Source organism: Paraburkholderia franconis, from assembly GCF_009362735.1.
GTDB lineage: Bacteria > Pseudomonadota > Gammaproteobacteria > Burkholderiales > Burkholderiaceae > Paraburkholderia > Paraburkholderia franconis.
Genome location: NZ_WHNP01000006.1, coordinates 59,327 through 82,032, shown reverse-complemented (window position 1 = coordinate 82,032; position 22,706 = coordinate 59,327). Strand labels below are relative to the sequence as shown.

20 protein-coding genes and 1 tRNA gene are annotated in these 22,706 nt (G+C 62.9%); 17 read left to right on the top strand and 4 right to left on the bottom strand.

The window, feature by feature from the left end:
* Positions 1-53: 53 nt before the first annotated feature.
* Positions 54-899 (bottom strand): alpha/beta fold hydrolase, encoded by an 846-nt coding sequence (locus tag GCT13_RS08590; protein WP_152756922.1) that lies wholly within the window; start codon positions 897-899, stop codon positions 54-56.
* Entirely contained in the window at positions 896-2,257 is a 1,362-nt protein-coding gene (locus tag GCT13_RS08585) for an O-acetylhomoserine aminocarboxypropyltransferase (protein ID WP_152756920.1), read from the bottom strand. The genes GCT13_RS08590 and GCT13_RS08585 overlap by 4 nt, the downstream gene beginning before the upstream one ends.
* A 377-nt stretch (positions 2,258-2,634) precedes the next feature.
* On the opposite strand from GCT13_RS08585, the gene GCT13_RS08580 reads away from it, so the two are divergent.
* From GCT13_RS08580 to GCT13_RS08565, 4 genes are all read left to right on the top strand, one after another.
* On the top strand, positions 2,635-3,102 hold the full coding sequence (locus GCT13_RS08580) for a CBS domain-containing protein (protein WP_152756918.1): 468 nt from the start codon (positions 2,635-2,637) through the stop codon (positions 3,100-3,102).
* A 189-nt stretch (positions 3,103-3,291) separates the two neighbouring features.
* Positions 3,292-5,229 (top strand): MFS transporter, encoded by a 1,938-nt coding sequence (locus tag GCT13_RS08575; protein ID WP_152756916.1) that lies wholly within the window; start codon positions 3,292-3,294, stop codon positions 5,227-5,229.
* Between the two features lie 143 nt (positions 5,230-5,372).
* Complete coding sequence (gene aroC / locus GCT13_RS08570) at positions 5,373-6,473, top strand: chorismate synthase (RefSeq protein WP_152756914.1); 1,101 nt, start codon at positions 5,373-5,375, stop codon at positions 6,471-6,473.
* Between the two features lie 58 nt (positions 6,474-6,531).
* Entirely contained in the window at positions 6,532-7,995 is a 1,464-nt protein-coding gene (locus GCT13_RS08565) for a tetratricopeptide repeat protein (protein WP_152756912.1), read from the top strand.
* Between the two features lie 80 nt (positions 7,996-8,075).
* Here the strand turns inward: GCT13_RS08565 and GCT13_RS08560 are convergent, their stop codons facing one another.
* Positions 8,076-9,749: an electron transfer flavoprotein-ubiquinone oxidoreductase gene (locus tag GCT13_RS08560; protein WP_152756910.1), complete on the bottom strand. Its 1,674-nt coding sequence runs from the start codon at positions 9,747-9,749 to the stop codon at positions 8,076-8,078.
* A 186-nt stretch (positions 9,750-9,935) separates the two neighbouring features.
* Here GCT13_RS08560 and GCT13_RS08555 point away from each other — a divergent pair, with 186 nt between their 5' ends.
* On the top strand, positions 9,936-10,712 hold the full coding sequence (locus GCT13_RS08555) for an SDR family oxidoreductase (protein WP_090872002.1): 777 nt from the start codon (positions 9,936-9,938) through the stop codon (positions 10,710-10,712).
* A gap of 242 nt (positions 10,713-10,954) precedes the next feature.
* The gene (locus tag GCT13_RS08550) at positions 10,955-11,383 is read left to right on the top strand and encodes an acyl-CoA thioesterase (protein ID WP_193727612.1); all 429 of its coding nucleotides are present in this window, start codon (positions 10,955-10,957) and stop codon (positions 11,381-11,383) included.
* Between the two features lie 62 nt (positions 11,384-11,445).
* On the opposite strand, the gene GCT13_RS08545 is transcribed toward GCT13_RS08550, so the two are convergent.
* Positions 11,446-11,991, bottom strand: coding sequence for a PAS and helix-turn-helix domain-containing protein (locus GCT13_RS08545; RefSeq protein ID WP_152756906.1), 546 nt, complete (start codon positions 11,989-11,991; stop codon positions 11,446-11,448).
* 290 nt (positions 11,992-12,281) lie between these two features.
* Here GCT13_RS08545 and GCT13_RS08540 point away from each other — a divergent pair, with 290 nt between their 5' ends.
* The 11 genes from GCT13_RS08540 to pheS all read left to right on the top strand — a co-directional run bounded on the left by GCT13_RS08540 (position 12,282) and on the right by pheS (position 22,572).
* Complete coding sequence (locus GCT13_RS08540) at positions 12,282-12,986, top strand: CoA transferase subunit A (protein WP_152756905.1); 705 nt, start codon at positions 12,282-12,284, stop codon at positions 12,984-12,986.
* 2 nt (positions 12,987-12,988) lie between these two features.
* A complete protein-coding gene (locus tag GCT13_RS08535) occupies positions 12,989-13,630 on the top strand; it encodes a CoA transferase subunit B (protein WP_152756903.1) in 642 nt (213 codons plus the stop codon).
* Positions 13,631-13,853: 223 nt separating this feature from the next.
* Entirely contained in the window at positions 13,854-14,774 is a 921-nt protein-coding gene (locus GCT13_RS08530; RefSeq protein WP_152756901.1) for an alpha/beta fold hydrolase, read from the top strand.
* A gap of 121 nt (positions 14,775-14,895) precedes the next feature.
* On the top strand, positions 14,896-15,249 hold the full coding sequence (locus GCT13_RS08525) for a RidA family protein (protein ID WP_152756899.1): 354 nt from the start codon (positions 14,896-14,898) through the stop codon (positions 15,247-15,249).
* A gap of 100 nt (positions 15,250-15,349) precedes the next feature.
* Positions 15,350-17,590 carry a RelA/SpoT family protein gene (locus GCT13_RS08520; protein ID WP_152756897.1) on the top strand — a complete coding sequence of 747 codons (2,241 nt, stop codon included), beginning with the start codon at positions 15,350-15,352 and terminating at the stop codon, positions 17,588-17,590.
* A gap of 120 nt (positions 17,591-17,710) precedes the next feature.
* Positions 17,711-17,787, top strand: a tRNA-Val gene (locus tag GCT13_RS08515).
* 273 nt (positions 17,788-18,060) lie between these two features.
* Positions 18,061-19,968 (top strand): threonine--tRNA ligase, encoded by a 1,908-nt coding sequence (thrS, locus tag GCT13_RS08510; protein ID WP_152756895.1) that lies wholly within the window; start codon positions 18,061-18,063, stop codon positions 19,966-19,968.
* A gap of 48 nt (positions 19,969-20,016) precedes the next feature.
* Complete coding sequence (gene infC, locus GCT13_RS08505; RefSeq protein WP_081767593.1) at positions 20,017-20,541, top strand: translation initiation factor IF-3; 525 nt, start codon at positions 20,017-20,019, stop codon at positions 20,539-20,541.
* A 270-nt stretch (positions 20,542-20,811) separates the two neighbouring features.
* Positions 20,812-21,009 carry a 50S ribosomal protein L35 gene (rpmI, locus tag GCT13_RS08500; protein WP_090872017.1) on the top strand — a complete coding sequence of 66 codons (198 nt, stop codon included), beginning with the start codon at positions 20,812-20,814 and terminating at the stop codon, positions 21,007-21,009.
* A 30-nt stretch (positions 21,010-21,039) separates the two neighbouring features.
* Entirely contained in the window at positions 21,040-21,399 is a 360-nt protein-coding gene (rplT, locus tag GCT13_RS08495) for a 50S ribosomal protein L20 (protein ID WP_004192938.1), read from the top strand.
* 159 nt (positions 21,400-21,558) lie between these two features.
* Positions 21,559-22,572 (top strand): phenylalanine--tRNA ligase subunit alpha, encoded by a 1,014-nt coding sequence (gene pheS / locus GCT13_RS08490; protein ID WP_193727611.1) that lies wholly within the window; start codon positions 21,559-21,561, stop codon positions 22,570-22,572.
* Positions 22,573-22,706: the final 134 nt, after the last annotated feature.

Genomic DNA, 22,706 nt, shown 5'->3' with positions numbered 1-22,706 from the left:
ACAGGCACGTGCAACCTGGCCATCCGGCATATGGCGTGCGCTTTCCGGCGCGGTTAATGTGATGCAGGTGGACGGTTCGAAGTGCGTGTGGTCGCGAACGTGTAGAGCGCGTCGAGTGTCGCGTCGGGCTGCTCGGACATCAGCGCGTGACCGGCGTCGAGCGTGATCGTGTCGACGGGCACGTCCGCTTCGCGCAGCGCGTCGGCGAGCGCCCTGGCTGCGCGCGGTGGCGTCATCAGATCGCGCCGGCCGACGATCAGGCGCACTGGGCACGTCACTTGCGCAGCGCGGGCGAGGCCGTCCGTGTATGCATTGCAGACGCTGAAGTCGGTGTGAAAGAGCTGCGGCTCGCCCGTTGCCGACACGCGCTCCATCAGCCGCTGGTTCATGCCGTGCAACCAGAAGCCGGGCGCGGGGCACGAGGGCTTGGCGGCGATGGTCGAATGCGACCACTGGTTCACCAATTCGATCGCGTCCGGCTCGCGCTCGCGGGCGGCGTCGAGCAGCGTGTCGGAGACGGCCATCGGCACGGCCGTCGCGACGAGGGCAAGGTGCGTCGCGCGCGACGGGTAGCGGGCCGCGAAATCGAGCGCGACGAGCGAGCCCATGCTGTGTCCGGCGACGAACGCGCGCGCGACGCCCAGCGCGTCGAGCAACGCGGCCAGCCAGTCGGCCATCGCGCCGATGCTGGTCAGCGCGGGGCCGGCGCTGCGATGATGGCCGGGCAGATCGACGGCGAGCACGCTGAAGCCGTGGTGTGCGAAGTAGCGCGTCTGCAGCGCCCACACGCTGTGGTCGTGCTCGGCGCCATGAATGAAGACGGCCGTGGGCAACGCGGCATCGAATGCCTTGCCGCCCGTGTACGCATAGGCCAGTTTGCCGTTCACGTCGACGATCATGCGGACTCCTTGCGTCCAGTGGCCGCCGGCTTGTTGGCGGATTGTGGGTCGGATTGACGGGAGGAGTTGCCCGCGGACTTCTGCGCGGCTTTCAGCGCGCGCTTGAGATCGTCGATCAGATCGTCGGGGTCTTCGAGGCCGATCGAAAGGCGGATCGTGCCCTCCGCAATGCCCGCCGCGGCGAGGGCGGCGGCGTCCATGCGGAAATGCGTCGTCGATGCCGGGTGGATGACGAGCGAGCGGGCGTCGCCGACATTCGCCAGATGCGAGAACAGCGACAGCGCCTCGATGAACGCGCGGCCGGCGGCGCGATCGCCGCACAGGTTGAAGCTGGACACGGCGCCCGCGCCGCGCGGCAGCAGGCGTTGCGCGAGCGCATGGTCCGGATGCGTGGGCAGTTCCGGATATGCGACGGATTCGACGGCGGCGTGCGCGGCGAGAAATTCGACGACCTTGCGCGTATTCGCTACATGTCGTTCCATCCGCAACGGCAGGGTTTCGATGCCTTGCAGCAGTTGCCAGGCGGCTTGCGGATGCAGACACGCGCCGAAGTCGCGCAGTCCTTCGCGTCGCGCGCGCAGCAGGAAGGGTGCGACGGTGCTTTCCTCGGCGAAGACCATGCCGTGAAAGCCTTCGTAGGGTTCCGTGAATTCGGGGAAGCGTCCCGAAGCCTCGAAGTCGAACGTGCCGCCGTCGACGAGCACGCCGCCGATCGTCGTGCCGTGACCGCCGAGAAACTTGGTCGCCGAGTGGTAGACGAAGTCCGCGCCGTGATCGAAGGGCTTCAACAGATACGGCGTGGTGAACGTCGAGTCGACTAGCAGCGGCACGCGGTGCTCATGCGCAATCTGCGCGACTACCGCGATGTCCAGAACGTCGAGCCCCGGGTTGCCGAGCGTCTCGCCGAACAGCAGCTTCGTGTTCGGGCGCAGCGCGGCACGCCATGCGTCGATATCGCCGGGCTTCACGAACGTCGTTTCGATGCCGAAGCGCGGCAATGTGTAGCTGAGCAGGTTGTGCGAGCCGCCGTACAGCGCGCTCGACGCGACGATGTGCGAGCCCGCGCCCATCAGCGTCGCGATGGCGAGGTGCAGCGCTGCCTGGCCGCTCGCCGTGCCGATCGCGCCCGCGCCGTTTTCGAGCGCGGCGACGCGCTCTTCGAACACGGCGACTGTCGGGTTCGAGATGCGCGAATAGACATGGCCCGCGCGCTCCATATTGAAGAGCGCGGCGGCATGATCGCAGTCGCGGAACGAGAACGACGTGGTCTGATAGATGGGCGTCGCGCGCGCGCCCGTCGCGGGGTCGGGCGCGGCGCCCGCATGCAGCGCAAGCGTGTCGAAACGGTTGGCGGGCATCGTGGACGGCCGGGCGTCGGCGGCCCGGCGAAGGTGAAAGTGACGGCCATCGTATCACCGGGCCGCGCGCGAACCACTCCGTTTTCGCCCGCATGGCGACGCGCTTGCGGGCGTGATTCCCCTAAGCGCAGCGGTGTTGCGGATCGCACGGTCCGCGCTCGACAACTGTTCCGACATGCCTGCGAGCGCTGTCTGTCGGACGTTCGGTGGCGCGCTATCGTCCGTCCGGTCCGCTTTCTTTTTGCGGGCCTTTCCGCTAGCATCGAAAGTCAGTCATGCCCTTAATGCTTCACCGGGCCTCATCTGCCACCATGTTGCATGGGACCAGAGCAAGGTAACGCGCCAAGGCGCCAACTCTGGTCGACAGGAGACAAATCATGCGAGTCAGCGACATTCTGAAGGTCAAGGGCAACACCCTGTTCACAGTCACACCCGATACGCCGCTCAATGAGGCCGTCGATACAATGGCGGAGCACGACATCGGCTCGCTCGTTGTGATGGAGTATGGCGATCTCGTCGGCATGCTGACCTTCCGCGAGATCATCCTCGTGCTGAGCCGCAATGGCGGCAGCGTCGGCGGCACGACGATCCGCAAGATCATGGACGATCACCCGCTTACGTGCACGCCCGAAACGGATGTCAACGAAGTGCGCCGCATGATGCTCGAGCATCACGTGCGCTATCTGCCCGTCATGGAAAGCCGCGCGCTGATGGGCGTGATCTCGTTCTACGACGTCGCCAAAGCTGTAGTCGAAGAGCAGGGCTTCGAGAACCGGATGCTCAAGGCCTATATTCGCGACTGGCCCGCGGAAGACGAGCCGCAGCAGGAGCAGCCCTCGCGCTGATTTTCGTTGGCCTGTCGTTGGCCTCGTTGCCTCGGTCGATCTGGCGGGCGTGCGGCGCGCCGACATGCCGCTGTCGCATGACTGAGCCATCCTCGAAGCGCGCGCGAAAAGCGTGCGCTTTTTTTGTGTCCGCCGTTCCTGCGGTACCGCTGTGAATCTGCGCGAAGCCCGCCCTCTGTCAAGCATTCGATGAGCGATCGTCCGTTGTCCACCGCCCAACACGCAAGGCGCACCGCGCGCGAACACGGCTCGCAGTTCCGTCTGTTGCGCGAGCGCCGTTTCGCACCGTTTTTCTGGACGCAGTTTCTCGGCGCGATGAACGACAACGTGTTCAAGATCGGCTTTACGTCGCTCGTCACGTATCAGGCCGCGCGATTCTCAGGCGTGAATGCGAACACCGCAGCCTTTCTGATTTCGGCGATCTTCATTCTGCCGTTCGTCCTGTTTTCGGCGACGTCCGGCCAGGTCGCCGACAAGTACGACAAGGCGATGCTCACGCGCTTCGTGAAAACGTTCGAGATCGGCGTGATGCTGGTCGGCGGCGCGGGCTTCTGGTTGCACGACGCGCTACTGCTGTATCTGTGCACGTTCCTGATGGGCGTCCATTCGACGGTGTTCGGCCCCGTCAAATACGCGTATCTGCCGCAGCATCTGGACAAGACGGAACTGGTCGGCGGCAACGGCATGGTCGAGATGGGCACATTCGTCGCGATTCTGCTCGGCACGATCGCGGGCGGCGCGGCGGCGGGCTCGGAGGTGCACGGCGCGGCAATCCTCGCATTCGGCTGCGTGGCGATCGCGCTGATCGGGCGCGTGGCGTCCGGCTTCGTGCCGCAATCGGCACCATCGCAACCCGATTTGCGCATCAACTGGAATCCGATCAGCGAGACCTGGCGCAATCTTAAGTTGGCGTGCGAAAACCGAACCGTCTTTCTGAGCCTGCTCGGCATTTCCTGGTTGTGGTTTGTCGGCGCGACATTTCTGTCGTCGTTCTTTCGTTTCGCGAAGGACGTGCTGTCCGCGAACCCCGATGTCGTGACCGTGCTGCTCGCGACGTTTTCGATCGGTATCGGCACGGGCTCGCTGCTGTGCGAGCGGCTGTCGAAGAAGCGCATCGAGATCGGCCTCGTGCCGCTCGGCTCGATCGGCATCAGCGTGTTCGCGATCGACCTGTTCTTCGCGAGCCACGCGTTGCCGAAAGCCGCGCATTTGCTGACGGTGGCCGAATTCATGACGCTGCCCGCGCATTGGCGCGTGCTGGCCGATCTGTTCCTGCTCGCGATGTTCGGCGGCTTCTACAGCGTGCCGCTCTATGCGCTGATCCAGAGCCGCAGCCAGCCGAGCCATCGCGCGCGGATCATCGCGGCGAACAACATCCTCAACTCGCTGTTCATGATCGTGTCGTCGCTGATGGCCGTCGCGCTGACGTCTGCGGGTGTCGGCATTCCGGGGCTCTTTCTCTTGACGGCGCTGCTCAACGTGATCGTTGCCGTCTACATCTATTCGCTCGTGCCGGAGTTCCTGTTGCGCTTCGTCGCGTGGCTGCTCGTGCACACGTTCTATAGGATTCGTCTCGTTCACGCCGAACGCATTCCTGACGAGGGCGGGGCCGTGCTCGTATGCAATCACGTGAGCTATGTCGATGCGATCGTGATCATGGCGGAAAGTCCGCGGCCGATCCGCTTCGTGATGGACTATCGGATCTTCCGCACGCCGTTTGCCGGCTGGCTGTTCAGACACGCGAAGGCGATTCCGATTGCCGCTGCGCACGAAGACGTGGAACTGCTCAAGCGTGCCTACGATGCCTGTGCAAAGGCGCTCGACGATGGCGATCTGGTCTGCATCTTTCCCGAAGGCAAGCTGACCAATACGGGCGAGATGAATCCGTTCCGCCACGGCGTGTCGGAAATCCTGCGGCGCGCGCCCGCGCCCGTCGTGCCGATGGCGTTGCGCGGCCTGTGGGGCAGCGTCTGGTCGCGCAGCGCGGATGCGCGGTTTCCGCGTCCGATCCACAAGGGCGTGATGAGCCGTCTGACGCTGGCCGTCGGCGAGCCGCTCGATCCCGCGCAGGCGACGCCGGAAGTCCTGCAGCAGATCGTGTCCGAACTGCGCGGCGCCCGGAAATGACGTTTCGGGCGAGGCCGCCCGCCGCGAGCGCAACGCGCTTTCGTGCGTTTGTCCTATAACGATCGCCTGAGTCCCCGCGCGCCACGGCGGGGCGGCCGGGCTGGCATAATAACGCTCTCCCCGCATTTCTTTGGACGACGCTCATGTCCGGCAATACCCTCGGTACGCTCTTCACCGTCACGACCTTCGGCGAATCGCATGGCCCGGCTATCGGCTGTGTGATCGACGGCTGCCCGCCGGGCATGTCGCTCGCCGAGGCCGACATCCAGTTCGAACTCGATCGCCGCAAGCCCGGCACGTCGCGGCACGTGACGCAGCGCCAGGAAGAAGACAAGGTCGAGATTCTTTCGGGCGTCTTCGAAGGAAAGACGACGGGCGCGCCCATTGCGCTCCTGATCCGCAACACGGACCAGCGCAGCAAGGACTACGGCAATATCGCCGAAACCTTCCGTCCGGGCCACGCCGATTACACGTACTGGCAGAAGTACGGCATCCGGGACTATCGCGGCGGCGGCCGTTCGTCCGCGCGCCTGACGGCGCCCACGGTGGCGGCGGGTGCCGTCGCGAAGAAATGGCTGCGCGAGAAATTCGGCACCGAGATTCGCGGCTATATGGCCGCGCTCGGCGAGATCGACGTGCCGTTCGTCGACTGGCAGCACGTGCGCGAGAATCCGTTCTTCGTGCCGAACGCGGACATCGTGCCGCAACTCGAAGCGTATATGGACGCGCTGCGCAAGGACGGCGATTCGATCGGCGCGCGCATCAACGTGGTGGCGTCGGGCGTGCCCGTCGGCCTTGGCGAGCCGCTTTTCGACCGGCTCGACGCCGACATCGCGCACGCGATGATGGGTATCAACGCGGTGAAGGGCGTCGAGATCGGCGCGGGCTTTGCGAGCGTCGCGCAGCGCGGTTCGGTGCACGGCGACGAACTGACGCCGGAAGGTTTCGTCGGCAATCATGCGGGCGGCGTACTCGGTGGCATTTCGACGGGGCAGGACATCACGGTGTCGATCGCGATCAAGCCGACGTCGAGCATCCGCACGCCGCGCCGTTCGATCGACAAGAGCGGGCAGCCTGCCGTCGTCGAAACGTTCGGGCGCCATGATCCGTGCGTCGGCATTCGCGCGACGCCGATCGCCGAGGCTATGCTTGCGCTCGTGCTGATCGACCATGCGCTTCGGCATCGCGCGCAGTGCGCCGACGTCGTCGTCGATACGCCGAAGATCGCGGCCAGCGCGCCGTGAAGTCGAATCGTCGAAACTCGGCTCTGCAGGTTCGCTGGCTATCGACGGGGCGGTCAACATGAATCACAACGACTCCACGCGCGCCGACGCACTGGCGCAGCTCCATGCGCGCACGTCGGCACCCGATGCCGTCGCAACTGACTGGCTCGCGCTCGGCAATGCGCTGCTCGCCGCGGCGAACGGCGACAAGGCACGACTGCGCCAGGCGGTCGATGCGCTCGTGCGCGCATACCGCCTCGACGCGAACTGCGACGCGCGGCTTCTGCACGAGATCGCGCAGACGGCCTTCATTCTGCGGGACTGGATGCTCGTCGAATCGGCGACGGCCCTGCTATTGGCGCGCGATGCCAACGACGCGAACGCGCTCGTCTGGCGCTCGGCCGCCTTCCAGCAACGCGACGATTTCGCCGAAGCTCAGCGTCTGCTGCACGAAGCCGCACGGGCCGCGCCGGGCAACCACATCGTGCTGCACAAGCTCGCGTTATGCATCAAGGAGCAGGGCCGTTTCCCCGAAGCCGAAGCGCTGCTGCGACGCGTGCTGGAACTGACGCCCAACAATGCGCACGCGCTGTTCGATCTGTCCGAGCTGGAAATGCGCGCAGGGCGATACGCGCAAGGCTGGCTCGACTATGAAGCGCGCGTCGCATTCGCCGACGATGTGAACGGCGCGAAAGTGGCGCTTGCGGCGATCAGCCCCAACTGGCGCGGCGAATCGCTGGCGGGCAAGACGCTCGTCGTGTATGGCGAGCAGGGCAACGGCGATTGCCTGTGGTCGGTGCGCTTTCTCCGTCTGCTCGCCGAACGCGCGCAACGCGAAGGCGGCCGCGTGATCTTCGGCTATGCGGGGCCGATGCAGCATCTATTCGAACGCATGCTGCCTCCTGGCATCAGGATCGAAACGAGCCTCGAAACAAAGCCGGATTATCACTGCGGGCTGATGAGTCTTCCGCTGCGGCTCGGCATCGACGATCCGTCGATGTGGGGGCGTCCGTATCTGAGCGCCGATCCGGTGCGTGCCGAGCTGTGGCGCGAGCGCGTCTCGGGCGCTACGAAGGCGGGGAACAAGACCGTCGGTCTCGTGTGGAACGGCAATCCCGATCATATCCGCGATGCGCGGCGCTCGATTCCCGTCGAACTGCTCGACCCGCTTCTGAACGTGCCTGGCATTACGTACTTTGCGGTCTCGCCGGGGCGTCAGGCGGCCGTCGAACAATGGCGAGCGCAGGGCGTCGATATCGTCGATCCGACCGCGCACTTCGTAGCGGGCTTCGACGATGTGGCGGCGCTGCTCGTGAATCTCGATGCGCTCGTGACCATCGACAGCGGTCCTGCCCATCTGGCAGGCGCGCTCGGCGTGCCGACGTGGCTGATGATCCATTACGTGTCCGCGTGGTTCTGGGGCGAGGAGACGGAGCGTACGCCGTGGTATCAGACGGTCGAGCTGTTTCGCCAGTCGTCCGTCGGCGTGTGGGCGCCCGTGCTCGAACGGATGCGGGCGCGGCTGGAGACGCTCGCGGCGTGAATCGCGTTGCATTGGCAAGCCGTCGTACAAAAACGCCGCTCCGGGAGCGGCGTTTTTTGTTTGCCGAGACGCTGCCCGCGTCACATGTTCGGATAGTTCGGACCGCCACCGCCTTCCGGCGTGACCCACACGATGTTCTGCGTCGGGTCCTTGATATCGCACGTCTTGCAATGCACGCAGTTCTGCGCGTTGATCACGAGGCGCTCACTGCCGTCGTCGTTCTTCACGAACTCGTACACGGCGGCGGGGCAGTAGCGGCCCTCGGGGCCCGCGTACGTTTGCAGGTTCACCTTGACGGGCACTGACGGATCTTTCAGCGTCAGATGCGCGGGCTGGTTCTCTTCGTGATTCGTGTTCGAGATGAACACCGACGAGAGCCGGTCGAATGTGAGCTTGCCATCAGGTTTCGGATAGTCGATCGGCTTGCACTGCGAGGCCGGCTTCAGCATCTCGTGATCCCAGTGCTGGTGATGCAGCGTCCACGGCACGTTGCCGCCCAGCAGCTTCTGCTCAATGCCGACCATCAGCGTGCCGAGATACAGGCCCTTGCTCATCCATTGCTTGAAATTGCGTGCCCTGTGCAGTTCGGTGTGCAGCCACGACGTCTTGAACGACTCCGGATACGCGGTGAGTTCATCTGACTGACGGCCCGCCTGCACCGCATCGAATGCGGCATCGGCGGCCAGCATGCCTGTCTTGATCGCCGCGTGCGAGCCCTTGATCCGCGACGCGTTCAGGAAGCCCGCGTCATCGCCGACGAGCGCGCCGCCCGGAAACACGAGCCTCGGCAGCGACATCAGCCCGCCTGCCGTGATCGCGCGTGCACCATACGACACGCGCTTGCCGCCTTCGAGGAACTTGCGGATTTCCGGATGCGTCTTGTAGCGCTGGAATTCCTCGAACGGCGACAGATACGGATTCGAATAGCCGAGGCCCACGACAAAGCCGACCATCACCTGGTTGTTGTCGATGTGGTAGAGGAACGAGCCGCCGTACGTCTGCGTGTCGAGCGGCCAGCCGGCCGTGTGAATCACGAGACCGGGCTTGTGCTTCGACGGATCAATCTCCCACAGTTCCTTGATGCCGATACCGTACACCTGCGGATCGGCGCCGTCGCGCAGTTTGAATTTGTCCGAGAGTTGGCGTCCCAGGTGACCGCGCGCGCCTTCGCAGAACAGCGTGTACTTCGCGTGCAGTTCCATGCCGAGCTGGAAGTTCTCGGTCGGCTGGCCATCCTTGCCGATGCCGAGGTTGCCCGTCGCCACGCCCTTGACCGAGCCGTCGTCGTTGTACAGCACTTCCGCCGCTGCAAAGCCCGGGAAAATCTCGACGCCCACCGCTTCGGCCTGCTGACCGAGCCAGCGTGTGACATTGGCAAGGCTGATCACGTAGTTGCCGTGATTCTTGAAGTTATCCGGCAGCGCCCAGTTCGGCACGGACTTCGCACCGGTTTCGGAGAGGAACAGGAACCGGTCTTCCGTCACCTCGACGTCCAGCGGCGCGCCTTTTTCCTTCCAGTCGGGAATCAGTTCATTCAACGCGCGCGGGTCCATCACGGCACCCGAGAGGATATGCGCCCCGATTTCCGAGCCTTTTTCGAGCACGCAGACGCCAATCTCGACGCCTTTTTCCGCCGCGCGCTGCTTCAGACGAATGGCCGCCGACAGGCCCGCCGGGCCGCCGCCGACGATCACGACGTCATATTCCATCGATTCGCGTGGGCCGTACTGCTCGATCAGGCTTGCGGGGGTCATTGATGCTCCTCTTACCGTTAGAATGCTTTTTTCGGGATCGTATTGTCATTGAACGATCCCTGCGCTGCAACACAAAGAGGCAAGATTAGCACGACCGTACTATTACTGTGACCGAGGATTGACCCCAATGCCTGCGCGGCGCGTGGGCATGCATCCCGTCACATCCATGTTCCAAGGAAAACGACAATGGGCCGTTCGATCAATCTGGAAGGCAAGGTGGCGCTGATTACGGGCGCATCGAGTGGACTGGGCAAGCGGTTTGCCATGGTGCTGTCGCAAGCGGGCGCAAAGGTCGTGCTGGCAAGCCGACGCATCGAACGTCTGAAGGAATTGCGCGCCGAAATCGAGGCGTCGGGCGGGGCTGCGCACGTCGTCTCGCTCGACGTGACCGATTATCAGAGCATCAAGTCGGCCGTCGCGCACGCGGAGACGGAGGCGGGCACGATCGATATTCTCGTCAACAACTCGGGCGTATCGACGACGCAAAAGCTGACCGACGTGACCCCCGCCGACTTCGAATACGTGTTCGACACAAATACGCGCGGCGCATTCTTCGTCGCGCAGGAAGTGGCCAAGCGGATGATCATGCGAGGCGGCGGCTCGAACAAACCGCCGTACCGGATCATCAATATCGCGTCGGTGGCGGGCTTGCGCGTGTTGCCGCAAATCGGGCTCTACTCGATGAGCAAGGCAGCCGTGGTCCACATGACGAAAGCGATGGCGCAGGAATGGGGCCGCCACGGCATCAACGTCAACGCGATCTGCCCCGGTTACATCGATACCGAGATCAATCACCATCACTGGTCGACCGATCAGGGGCAAAAGCTGATTTCGATGCTGCCGCGGCATCGCGTGGGCAAGCCGGAAGATCTCGACGGACTGTTGCTGCTGCTCGCCGCCGACGAATCGCAGTTCATCAACGGCTCGGTGATCGCCGCCGACGATGGTTTCGGTCTTTCGTAAACGCTGGCAGGCAATCGTTTGACTGACACGCTTGCCTGTTAGCTTCGGAGCAGAAACGCGCGAAAAGCGCGATCATTGACGCCCATGTGCAGCGTCCGTACAGCGCTGACGTTGCACACAGCTGACGTTGCACAAGCCTCAAACTTTTTAGCCGCTGCAATTCGCGGATTGTGCGTCCGTTGCCGGACGCGGCCCGGGCAGTTTCGTTTTCCGATTCAGATTCAAACCGTAGAAGAAGTGCGATGAGCGATTACCACCCCGTTTTTGAAATGTCGATGCCGATCCGCTGGGGCGACATGGACGCGTTCGGCCATGTGAATAACACGGTCTATTTCCGCTACATGGAGCAGGTGCGGATTTCCTGGTTCGAGCAGTTGGGCATCGCGGGCGGCAACGGCGAAGGGCAGGGGCCCGTGATCGTCAATGCGTCGATGGAATTCCTGAAGCAGCTGCACTATCCTGGCGACGTGATCGGCCGGATGACGGTGGGCACGCCGGGCCGTAGCAGCTTCGATACGCGCTTCGAGCTGTTTCGCGCCGACGACCCCGATACGCTCTACGCGCGCGGCTCCGCGAAGTGCGTGTGGATCGACTACGCGGCAGGCAAGTCGGTGCCGCTTCCCGATCTGCTGCGCTCGACCATCGAAAGCGCACAGCTCGTCAAGGCCTGAGCCTTACCTTCCCGATTGATGCGCGCCGGCTCTCGCAGCCGGCGCTTCCTTGCAGTCGAAAGTCAATTGCCGAGCAGGCGCTGCAGCAGTTCAGTCGCGTTGCCCGTGCCGTATTTGCGCATCAGCCGCGCGCGGTAGACGTCCACTGTCCGCGAGCTGATGTCGAGAATCCGGCCGATCTGCTTGCTCGTTTTCCCCGTCACCAGCTGCGCGGCGATCTCGCGCTCGCGCGGCGTCAGCTCGACGGCGACGCGCCGCGTCGCGCTCAGATCCTCGAAGGTCCAGACGCCCGCTGCATGCGGCACCGAAAGATCGAGCGAGCGCCCCGTCACATGGCACCAGAACAGCTCGCCGTTCGCGCGCTTCATGATGCGGTCGTCGGCGTAGCTGCCTTGCGCCGTCATGATGGGCGGGATGCGCTCGCCGATGCGCTCGAATTCATCCGGCGACGGATACAGCACCGCGAACGATTGCCCCAACAACGACTCGCGCGAACGGCGGAAGATGGCGGCGACCTGCTCGTTGCAGTCTTCGATGATCCGCTCGCGCGACAGCACGAGGCCGATCGGCGCAAGGTGAAAAGCGGTTTGGTAATCCAGTTCGGGCATGAAATCAGAGGGTGCGACTACTTATGTATTTTTGCGTATTGTGCCGCAACAGCGCCGCATCGTACCCTTTCGGCACATCACAAGATGCGCGGCTGGCGCGGCGAGGTTTTGTCCGCATCGCGCCACCGTTCGCCGCAGATGACTAGAATGACGTTTCGGGCTGTGCCCGCAGCGCCCCGGCAGCCGGCTCATGCAAGCGCACGGGCGAGCAGGAGCGGGCGCGAGTCGACACAGGAACGGCGTCGCATCGATCCCAATTTCGGGTATCCAATCAAGGAAGGGACACACTGATGAATAAAGTCTACGCAAGCGCGGCTGCCGCGCTCGAAGGCATCGTCAAGGACGGGCAGACATTCGCCGTCGGCGGCTTTGGGCTGTGCGGCATTCCTGAAGCGCTGATCGCCGCCCTGCGCGACTCCGGCGTGAAGGGCATCACCTGCATCAGCAACAACGCGGGCGTCGACGGCTTCGGCCTCGGCCTGCTGCTGGAAACGCGCCAGATCAGGAAGATGATCTCGTCGTACGTCGGCGAGAACAAGGAATTCGAGCGCCAGTATCTGGCGGGCGAACTCGAGCTGGAATTCACGCCGCAAGGCACGCTCGCCGAAAAGCTGCGCGCGGGCGGCTCGGGCATTCCGGCGTTCTACACGAACACGGGCTACGGCACGATCATCGCGGAAGGCAAGGAGACGCGCCAGTTCGGCGAGAACCACTATGTGCTCGAACCGTCGCTGACGGCCGACGTTGCGCTCGTCAAGGCGTGGAAGGCCGACAAGTCGGGCAACCTGATCTATCGCCGCACTGCGCGCAACTTCAATCCGATGTGCGCGATGGCGGGCAAGATCACGGTCGCGGAAGTCGAAGAGATCGTCGAGACGGGCGAACTCGATCCGGATGCGATCCACACGCCGGGTATCTTCGTGCAGCGTCTCGTGCTCAACGCACACCCGGAAAAACGCATCGAACAACGCATCGTCCGCGCGAAAGGAGAGTAAACATGGCTTGGAATCGTGACCAGATGGCCGCGCGCGCGGCACAGGAACTGCAAGACGGCTTCTATGTGAACCTCGGCATCGGTCTGCCGACGCTCGTCGCCAACCACGTGCCCGCGGGCATGGAAGTGTGGCTGCAGTCGGAAAACGGCCTGCTCGGTATCGGCCCGTCGCCGTACGAAGAAGAAGTGGACGCTGACCTGATCAACGCCGGCAAGCAGACGGTGACGACGCTGCCGGGCTCGTCGATTTTCTCGTCGGCCGATTCGTTCGCGATGATTCGCGGCGGCCACATCAACCTGGCGATCCTCGGCGCCATGCAGATCAGCAAGAAGGGCGATCTGGCGAACTGGATGATCCCCGGCAAGATGATCAAGGGCATGGGCGGCGCGATGGATCTGGTGGCGGGCGTCAAGCGCGTCGTCGTGCTGATGGAGCACGTCGCGAAGGGCGACCAGCACAAGATCCTCGAAGAATGCACGCTGCCGCTGACGGGCGTCGGCGTGGTCGATCGCATCATCACGGACCTGGGCGTGATCGACGTGGTCGATGGCGGCCTGAAACTGGTCGAGCTGGCTGACGGTGTGACCGTCGACGAGATCAAGGCGAAGACGGGCGCGCCGCTCGATACGAGCGCAGTGAGCTGAGTCTCTTCGTTCGACCTTGCGTCGAAAGCGGTGGTCGGGAAGCGGGCGCGATGCAAGTCGCGCCCGCTTCTTTTTTCCTTATGCCTCGAGGCCCGCGCTTGCTGGCTTGTGCTTCCGTCCTATGCCTTCATGCCGATGAGCGCGCGAGACGAAGCGGTTTAGAATCGGTCGTATTCCGTGCGTCTTTCATGCACGCTGCAGCCTTTCGATCGAGGGAACTCTGATGACCGCCACGCCCGTCGCCGTTTCGCCCGTTGTCGACACCACCGTGCCCCGTCAGCGCTATGTGCAATGCGCGAGTCCTGCGGGGCTGCATCGCATCGCGTACACCGAATGGGGCGCACCCGATAACCCTCGCGTGCTCGTGTGCGTGCATGGGCTGACGCGTTCCGGCCGCGACTTCGACCGGCTCGCGGCGGCGCTGTCGCCGGTGTATCGCGTCGTGTGTCCGGATGTGGTCGGGCGTGGCTTGTCTTCGTGGCTCGCCAACCCCATTTACTATGGCATCCCGCAATACGTCGGCGATATGGTCACGCTGATCGCGCGGCTCGGCGTCGAGACAGTCGACTGGTTCGGCACGTCGATGGGCGGGCTGATCGGCATGGCGTTCGCCGGGCTGAAGGACTCGCCGATACGCAAGATGGTTGTCAACGATGTCGGTCCGCATGTGGAACCGGTCGCCATCGAGCGCATCGGCAGCTATCTCGGGCAGCCGGTGTCGTTCGCCACACAGCAGGAGGCGATCGATCACGCCGCGTTGCTCGCACAATCGTTCGGGCCGCTGACTTCGGACGAATGGCGCGAGATCAACACGCCTCTCGTGCACGAGCGCGATGGCGCCTGGCGTTTTCGCTACGATCCGCGCATCGCGGAGCCGTTCACGCAAACCACGCCCGAACTGGCGGCACTCGGCGAGGCGGCGTTGTGGCAGTCGCTTGCTTCGTTCGAAGGGCCCGTGCTCATCGTGCGCGGCGAGCAATCGGACCTGCTGTCGCGCGAAACCGTCGCGAAGATGATCGAGAAGGGGCACAACGTGTCCAGCGTCGAAATCCCCGGCGTAGGCCATGCACCGGCCTTTCTTTCCGCCGATCAGATCGATATTGCGAAGCGGTTCTTCATCGGGAATAGCACCGACGCGTCATAATATGAGATTGGTGCGCGGGCGTAGATCGATCGCTGTTCGATCGCGATCTGCGCATAGTGCGCGCAAAACGAACATCGCATGGCGTCGTTTCATTCTTCATTCACAACGGACAGGAAATTTCATGTCAGTCATTCGTCATCACGTCGGCAAGCGCCTTTCGGAAACCGCTGTGCATAACGGCACGGTCTATCTGGCTGGCCAGATCGCCGAAGAGACCGATCAGGACATCGCCGGTCAAATGCGCGAAGTGCTCGGCCACATCGACCGTTTGCTCGGTGAAGTCAACAGCGACAAGGCGCATCTGCTTTCGGTGCAGATCTACATCGCGGATATGGCGGACTTCGCCGGCATGAACGCCGTGTGGGATGACTGGGTCGCGCAAGGCAACACGCCGCCGCGCGCAACCGTCGAAGCGAAGCTCGCGAATCCGAAGTGCCTCGTCGAAGTGGTCGTGGTCGCCGCCCAGCGCAATTGATGCGGGCCATACACGCGAGATACGCGCAACATACGCGACATACGTTTCACGCATTTGCATTGGCCTCATTCGCCCGCGCGAGCCGCGGGCCCGCTGCACGATGAATAGCGACACCGTCACGACCGCTCCGAACCCGACGCCGTCCTTTGACGACGCGCTTGCGTTCGTGCGCGAGCACGCGCGTGACGCGCGGCTGTCGTCGGGTGAGTTGCTCGCCGATCATGCGGCGGGTACGGCTTCCATCATGCGCACGCTCAACGTCGATCCGCCGGCCGTGCTGGCGGCGGCGCTGTTCTCGCTGACGCCGCATCTCGCGAACCCGGAGCAGACCATCGCCGACAACTTCGGCGAGGAAGTCGCACAACTGGTGAGCGACGTGCGCAAGCTGTTGCGCCTCGGCACCGTGAGTATGCGCGCCGCGCAGAACGCGATGCCCGAGGCGGGCCGCGACGCGCAGGCCGCGCGCCGCGCGCAGGTCGAAGCGCTGCGCAAGATGCTGCTCGCGTTCGCGCAGGACATTCGCGTCGTGCTGATCAGGCTCGCGTCGCGGCTGCAATCGATGCGCTATTACGCGGCGGCGAAGATCACGCCGTCGCCCGACGTGGCGCGCGAGACGCTCGACATCTACGCGCCGCTCGCGAATCGCCTCGGCATCTGGCAACTGAAGTGGGAGCTCGAAGATCTCGCGTTCCGCTTCGAAGAGCCGCAGACCTATAAGCGCATCGCGAAGCTGCTCGACGAGAAGCGCGTCGAACGCGAAACCTATGTCGCCGAAGCGATCGCACAGCTGCAGCGGGAGTTGGCGGCCGCGCACATCGAGGCCGAAGTGAGCGGCCGGCCGAAGCACATCTACAGTATCTGGCGCAAGATGCGCGGCAAAGAGCTCGACTTTTCCGAGCTTTACGACGTGCGCGCGTTTCGCGTGATCGTGCCCGACATCAAGGATTGCTACACGGTGCTCGGCATCGTGCACAACCTGTGGCAGCCGGTGCCGAGGGAGTTCGACGACTACATCTCGCGGCCCAAGCCGAACGGCTACAAGTCGCTGCATACGGTTGTGATCGGCGACGATGGCCGCGCGTTCGAAGTGCAGATCCGCACGCAGGAGATGCATCGGTTCGCCGAATATGGCGTGGCCGCGCACTGGCGCTACAAGGAAGCCGGCACGCGCGGCTATGGCGGCCAGTTCAGCGCCAGCGAGAAATACGACGAGAAGATTGCGTGGCTGCGTCAACTGCTTGCGTGGAAGGACGATGTGTCCGAAGGCAAGCACGGCGATAAGGGCGCCGCAAAGCCATGGGAGCAGTTGCGCCAGGCGACGTTCGACGACGACCACATTTACACGCTCACGCCGCAGGCACGCGTGATTCCGTTGCCGCAGGGCTCGACGCCGCTCGACTTCGCGTATCACCTGCATAGCGAACTGGGGCATCGTTGCCGCGGGGCGCGCGTCGATGGCGCGATGGTGCCGTTGAATACGCATTTGCAAAACGGGCAGACGGTCGAGATCGTCGCCGTCAAGGAGGGCGGGCCGTCGCGCGACTGGCTCAATCCGCAACTCGGCTACCTGCAAAGCAGCCGCGCGCGCCAAAAGGTGCGCGCGTGGTTCAATGCCGTCGAAGCGCAGGAGAACGTCACCACCGGGCGCGCGATGGTCGAAAAGACCTTGCAGCGCGAAGGCAAAACGTCCGTCAGTCTCGATCAGTTGGCGGCGAAGCTTGGCTTCAAGTCGCCCGAGGATCTGTTCTCGGTGGTCGGCAAGGAAGAGTTCAGCTTGCGGCTCGTCGAACAGGCGTTGAGCGATGCGCCGCCCGCCGAGCCTGTCGTCGAGGCGCCCGAGCAGTTCGAGAAGCGCAGCAGCGGCGCGAGCGTCGCGCATGGCGCGTCGACGGGCGTGCTCGTCGTCGGCGTCGATGCGCTGCTGACGCAGCTCGCGCGCTGCTGTCGTCCCGCGCCGCCCGATGACATCGCCGGTTTCGTGACGCGCGGAAAAGGCATGTCGATTCATCGCAGTGACTGCCCGACGTTCCGGCGCATGGCAGAGCGCGCGCCAGAGCGCGTGCTGCAAACCGCGTGGTCCGCCGATGTGATGAGCGGGCGCGGCAAGTCGGTGTATCCCGTCGACCTGTCGATCGAGGCAACCGACCGGCAGGGCTTGCTGCGCGACATTTCCGAAGTGTTTGCGCGCGAGAAGATGAACGTGATCGGCGTGAAGTCGCAGTCACGGCGCAACGCGGCGTTCATGCAGTTCACCGTGGAAGTGTCGAGTGCCGCGCAGATCCAGCGCGCGTGCGCGATGCTGGGTGAAGTGGCGGGTGTCGTCAGGGCAACGCGCAAGTAAAGCGTTGGCAATGCGCTCGTGACGCCTATTGCCGTGCGCGCGCACGTGCAGAGAATTTTGATGCCGATGCATAAAAACGCTTGCCAACTTTCTCCGTGCTCCATATAATCTCGTTTCTCTAGGCTCGTAGCTCAGCTGGTTAGAGCACCACCTTGACATGGTGGGGGTCGTTGGTTCGAGTCCAATCGAGCCTACCAACGAATCTGAAACTTCGGCTTGCCGAGGTTTCGCAAACGCGAGTAGCAATGAACGCTTCGGCGTAAAGAGCGAATCAGGCGAACATGGTTATGACACCGCGAACGTTGACCGGAACTGTTTCGGAGCGACGCTAGTCGAGGACCACTTTCGCCCTTGTTGTTTGCAGTAGTTTGCAGAAATGTGAATGCGGCCCCTCGAAAGCGGGGCCGCATTTTTTTTGTCTTTAGCGCTTGTTGCATGTGCCGCCGCCTGCCGGCATTACGGAGAACGCAATGGTTTCGATACGACTGCCCGATGGTTCCGTTCGACAGTACGAGCACCCCGTGACTGTCGCCGAAGTGGCTGCATCGATTGGCCCCGGTCTCGCGAAGGCTGCGCTCGGCGGCAAGATCGACGGCGAACTGGTCGATACGTCCGCGCTGATCGACCACGACGTGTCGCTCGCGATTGTCACGGACAAGGACGCAGACGGTCTCGACATCATTCGCCACTCGACGGCGCACCTGCTCGCTTACGCGGTGAAGGATCTCTTCCCGGAAGCGCAGGTGACGATCGGGCCGGTGATCGACAATGGCTTCTACTACGACTTTTCGTACAGCCGTCCCTTCACGCCCGAAGATCTCGAGAAGATCGAAAAGCGCATGCAGGAGCTCGCAAAGAAAGACGAGCCGGTGTCGCGCCGCGTCGTGTCGCGCGATGAGGCCGTCGAGTACTTCAAGAGCATCGGCGAAAAGTACAAGGCCGAGATCATCGAATCGATTCCCGCCAGCGATGAAATCAAGCTGTACGCGCACGGCGGCTTCACGGACCTGTGCCGCGGCCCGCACGTGCCCTCGACGGGCAAGCTGAAGGTCTTCAAGCTGATGAAGGTCGCCGGTGCGTACTGGCGCGGCGACTCGAAGAACGAGCAGTTGCAGCGTATCTACGGCACGGCCTGGACGAAGAAGGAAGACCAGGACGCGTATCTGCACATGCTGGAAGAGGCGGAAAAGCGCGATCACCGCAAGCTCGGCAAGCAACTGGACCTGTTCCACATGCAGGACGAGTCGCCGGGTATGGTGTTCTGGCATCCGCGCGGCTGGACGCTGTGGCAGCAGGTCGAGCAGTACATGCGCCGTCGCGTGAACCAAGCGGGCTATCTCGAGATCAAGACGCCGATGATCATGGACCGCTCGCTGTGGGAAGCGTCGGGTCACTGGCAGAACTATCGTGAAAACATGTTCACGACCGAGTCGGAAAAGCGCGACTACGCGATCAAGCCGATGAACTGCCCGGGGCACGTGCAGGTGTTCAATCACGGCTTGCGCTCGTATCGCGATCTGCCGCTGCGTTATGCGGAGTTCGGTTCGTGCCATCGCAACGAGTCGTCGGGCGCACTGCATGGTCTGATGCGCGTGCGCGGATTTGTCCAAGACGATGCGCACATCTTCTGTACGGAAGACCAGTTCATCAGCGAATCGATTGCGTTCAACACGCTGGCAATGAGCGTCTATAAGGATTTCGGCTTCGACAATGTCGAGATCAAGCTGTCGCTGCGCCCCGATGCGCGCGCGGGCACGGACGAAATCTGGGATCGCGCCGAGCAGGGTCTGCGTGACGCGCTGACCGCCTGCGGCGTGACGTGGGAAGAATTGCCTGGCGAGGGCGCGTTCTACGGTCCGAAGGTCGAATATCACATCAAGGACGCGCTCGGCCGCTCGTGGCAGTGCGGCACGCTGCAGCTCGACATGGTCCTGCCGGAGCGTCTGGGCGCCGAGTACGTGGCAGAAGACAACAGCCGCCGCCGGCCTATCATGCTGCACCGGGCAATCGTCGGATCAATGGAGCGCTTCCTCGGTATTCTGATCGAGCACCATGCTGGTGCAATGCCTGTATGGCTGGCGCCGATGCAGGTTGTGGTGATGAATATCGCTGAAAGTCAGGCGGAATACGCCCAATCTCTAGCTCAATCGTTGCAAAAACAAGGGGTTAGAGTGGAAGCCGATTTGCGCAATGAGAAGATTAGCTATAAAATACGCGAGCACACGCTTGAAAAGGTGCCGTATTTGTTGGTCGTCGGCGACAAGGAGCGTGATGCACAAACGGTAGCCGTGCGTGCCCGTGGCGGTGTCGATCTGGGCGTGATGTCCGTCGATGCCTTCAGCGAGCGTCTGCGTCAGGACGTACAGACGTTCAACTAAACCACCTGGCAGCGCGGCTCGTTTTTTAATCTTTAGAGGAAACGTAACATCGCTACTGATAAGTCGTCGCATCGCATCAACGGTGAAATCACTGCGCCTGAAGTGCGTCTGGTCGGAGTCGACAACGAACCGCTCGGCATCGTAAAACTCGCTGAAGCTTTCCGCTTGTCGGAACAGCAGGATGTGGATCTGGTCGAAATCGCGCCGCAAGCGGTTCCGCCTGTCTGCCGCCTGATGGACTACGGCAAGTTCAAGTACCAGGAAGCGAAGAAGCAGCACGAGGCCAAGCTCAAGCAGAAGGTCATCCAGGTCAAGGAAGTCAAATTCCGCCCCGGCACGGATGACGGTGACTACAACGTCAAGCTGCGTAACCTTGTCCGCTTCCTCGAAGATGGCGACAAGACGAAAATCACGTTGCGTTTCCGTGGCCGCGAAATGGCTCACCAGGAAATCGGCATGCGCATGCTCGAACGTCTGCGTACCGATCTGGATGAAGTCGGTCAGGTCGAGCAAATGCCCAAGATGGAAGGTCGTCAGATGATCATGGTGCTGGCGCCGAAGAAAAAGAAGTAAGCAGACGTCCGCTGCGCATCTGAACATGCGCAGCGCGTTTGTCGAAAGGTTGGAAAGTTTGAGAGTCAGTGGGCCGTTTCAGTAGGACGGCAACGAAGCAGGTTTCGGAAAGCCAACCGCATTTTGTTGTACAGCGGGCGTCTTTCCCGAAAAGCAGTGGCCAGTGGTTCAGGCTTGCTGCATACCAAGTGGAGTGGGTTTCGAAGGGCGGGTGAGGGCTTTCTGAGCCGACCGCACACCCATGTCCATCAAATAATGGAGTTGTCTGTCATGCCGAAGATGAAGACCAAGAAGAGCGCTGCAAAGCGCTTTGTGGTTCGTCCGGGCGGTACCGTCAAGCGCGGTCAAGCCTTCAAGCGCCACATTCTTACCAAGAAGACCACCAAGAACAAGCGTCACCTGCGCGGCGCCACGGCAGTTCATGATGCTGATCTGAACTCCGTACGCGCGATGCTGCCGTTCGCCTAACCCCTTAACCGACACTCATAGGAGCGAAACATGCCTCGAGTCAAACGTGGGGTTACCGCACGGGCCCGCCACAAGAAGATCATCAACCTGGCCAAGGGCTACCGCGGCCGCCGCAATAACGTCTATCGCATCGCCAAGCAGGCGGTCATGCGCGCAGGCCAGTACGCCTACCGCGATCGCCGCAACAAGAAGCGTGTGTTCCGCGCACTGTGGATCACGCGTATCAACGCGGCGGTGCGTCAGCACGACATGACGTACAGCGTGTTCATCAACGGCCTGAAGAAGGCGTCGATCGAACTCGACCGCAAGGTGCTGGCCGACATGGCTGTGTTCGACAAGGCTGCTTTTGCTGCGATCGTCAAGCAGGTGAAGGCCGCCGTTGCAGCCTGATTGCGCTGTTAGCATCTAGTACTGCGTGGTTCGTTGCAGCGAACAGTCCGGTAGTCCCGGTGACGCTGCAACAAAAACGGGGCTCCTCACCGAGCCCCTTTTTTGTTGGTCGAGCCAGTTTTACTTCGATTGAATACTGACGTTGAAAAGATGGGATCAATGGATCTGGACCAGATTGTCGCCGACGCGCAAAGCGCCTTTGAACAAGCCTCCGACGTCACCACGCTCGAAAACGAGAAGGCACGCTTTCTCGGCAAGTCGGGTGCCCTGACGGAACTGTTGAAGGGGCTGGGCAAGCTCGATCCCGAAGCGCGCAAGACGGAAGGCGCGCGGATCAACATCGCCAAGCAGCAGGTCGAAGCCGCGCTCACGACGCGCCGGCAGGCGTTGGCCGACGCGCTGCTGAACCAGCGTCTTGCCGCCGAAGCCATCGACGTCACGCTGCCCGGCCGCGGCACGGGCACGGGCAGCCTGCACCCCGTGATGCACACGTGGGAGCGCGTCGAGCAGATCTTCCGCACGATCGGCTTCGATGTCGCAGACGGCCCCGAAATCGAAACCGACTGGTACAACTTCACGTCGCTGAACAGCCCCGAGAACCATCCGGCGCGTTCGATGCAAGATACCTTCTACGTCGACGGCAAGGACGCCGAAGGCCGTCCGCTGCTGCTGCGCACGCATACCAGCCCGATGCAGGTCCGCTACGCGCGCACCAATACGCCGCCCATCAAGGTGATCGTGCCGGGCCGCACGTACCGCGTCGATAGCGACGCGACGCACTCGCCGATGTTCAACCAGGTGGAAGGCCTGTGGATCGACGAGAACATCAGCTTCGCCGACCTGAAGGGCGTCTACACCGATTTCCTCAAGAAATTCTTCGAGCGCGACGATATTCTCGTGCGCTTCCGTCCTTCGTATTTCCCGTTCACCGAGCCGTCCGCCGAGATCGACATGATGTTCGAGCAGGGCAAGAACGCCGGCAAGTGGCTCGAAATTTCGGGCTCGGGCCAGGTTCACCCGACGGTGGTCCGCAACATGGGCCTCGACCCGGAGCGATACATCGGCTTTGCGTTTGGCAGCGGCCTCGAGCGTCTGACCATGTTGCGCTATGGTGTTCAGGACCTGCGTCTGTTCTTTGAAAACGACCTGCGTTTCCTGCGCCAGTTCGCCTGACGCAGGCAAGAGCCTGCGCACGAGCGTCATCAGGCTCAAGCATTAAGCACGCTACGAGAGCGGCCCGGCGTCCAGCATCATGACTGCCCCGCCGCAGACAGCGCCTCCGGCCCGGTGCCGACGTATCGGCCGGA

Coding starts and splice junctions, on each gene's coding strand:
- GCT13_RS08525 (WP_152756899.1), top strand. CDS start 14,896: ATGTCAGTCATTCGTCATCACGTCGGCAAGCGCCTTTCGGAAACCGCT.
- GCT13_RS08555 (WP_090872002.1), top strand. CDS start 9,936: ATGGGCCGTTCGATCAATCTGGAAGGCAAGGTGGCGCTGATTACGGGC.
- rpmI (WP_090872017.1), top strand. CDS start 20,812: ATGCCGAAGATGAAGACCAAGAAGAGCGCTGCAAAGCGCTTTGTGGTT.
- GCT13_RS08540 (WP_152756905.1), top strand. CDS start 12,282: ATGAATAAAGTCTACGCAAGCGCGGCTGCCGCGCTCGAAGGCATCGTC.
- GCT13_RS08590 (WP_152756922.1), bottom strand. CDS start 899: ATGATCGTCGACGTGAACGGCAAACTGGCCTATGCGTACACGGGCGGC.
- GCT13_RS08550 (WP_193727612.1), top strand. CDS start 10,955: ATGAGCGATTACCACCCCGTTTTTGAAATGTCGATGCCGATCCGCTGG.
- GCT13_RS08575 (WP_152756916.1), top strand. CDS start 3,292: ATGAGCGATCGTCCGTTGTCCACCGCCCAACACGCAAGGCGCACCGCG.
- pheS (WP_193727611.1), top strand. CDS start 21,559: ATGGATCTGGACCAGATTGTCGCCGACGCGCAAAGCGCCTTTGAACAA.
- GCT13_RS08530 (WP_152756901.1), top strand. CDS start 13,854: ATGACCGCCACGCCCGTCGCCGTTTCGCCCGTTGTCGACACCACCGTG.
- GCT13_RS08560 (WP_152756910.1), bottom strand. CDS start 9,749: ATGACCCCCGCAAGCCTGATCGAGCAGTACGGCCCACGCGAATCGATG.
- GCT13_RS08585 (WP_152756920.1), bottom strand. CDS start 2,257: ATGCCCGCCAACCGTTTCGACACGCTTGCGCTGCATGCGGGCGCCGCG.
- GCT13_RS08520 (WP_152756897.1), top strand. CDS start 15,350: ATGAATAGCGACACCGTCACGACCGCTCCGAACCCGACGCCGTCCTTT.
- GCT13_RS08580 (WP_152756918.1), top strand. CDS start 2,635: ATGCGAGTCAGCGACATTCTGAAGGTCAAGGGCAACACCCTGTTCACA.
- aroC (WP_152756914.1), top strand. CDS start 5,373: ATGTCCGGCAATACCCTCGGTACGCTCTTCACCGTCACGACCTTCGGC.
- GCT13_RS08535 (WP_152756903.1), top strand. CDS start 12,989: ATGGCTTGGAATCGTGACCAGATGGCCGCGCGCGCGGCACAGGAACTG.
- GCT13_RS08565 (WP_152756912.1), top strand. CDS start 6,532: ATGAATCACAACGACTCCACGCGCGCCGACGCACTGGCGCAGCTCCAT.
- rplT (WP_004192938.1), top strand. CDS start 21,040: ATGCCTCGAGTCAAACGTGGGGTTACCGCACGGGCCCGCCACAAGAAG.
- thrS (WP_152756895.1), top strand. CDS start 18,061: ATGGTTTCGATACGACTGCCCGATGGTTCCGTTCGACAGTACGAGCAC.
- GCT13_RS08545 (WP_152756906.1), bottom strand. CDS start 11,991: ATGCCCGAACTGGATTACCAAACCGCTTTTCACCTTGCGCCGATCGGC.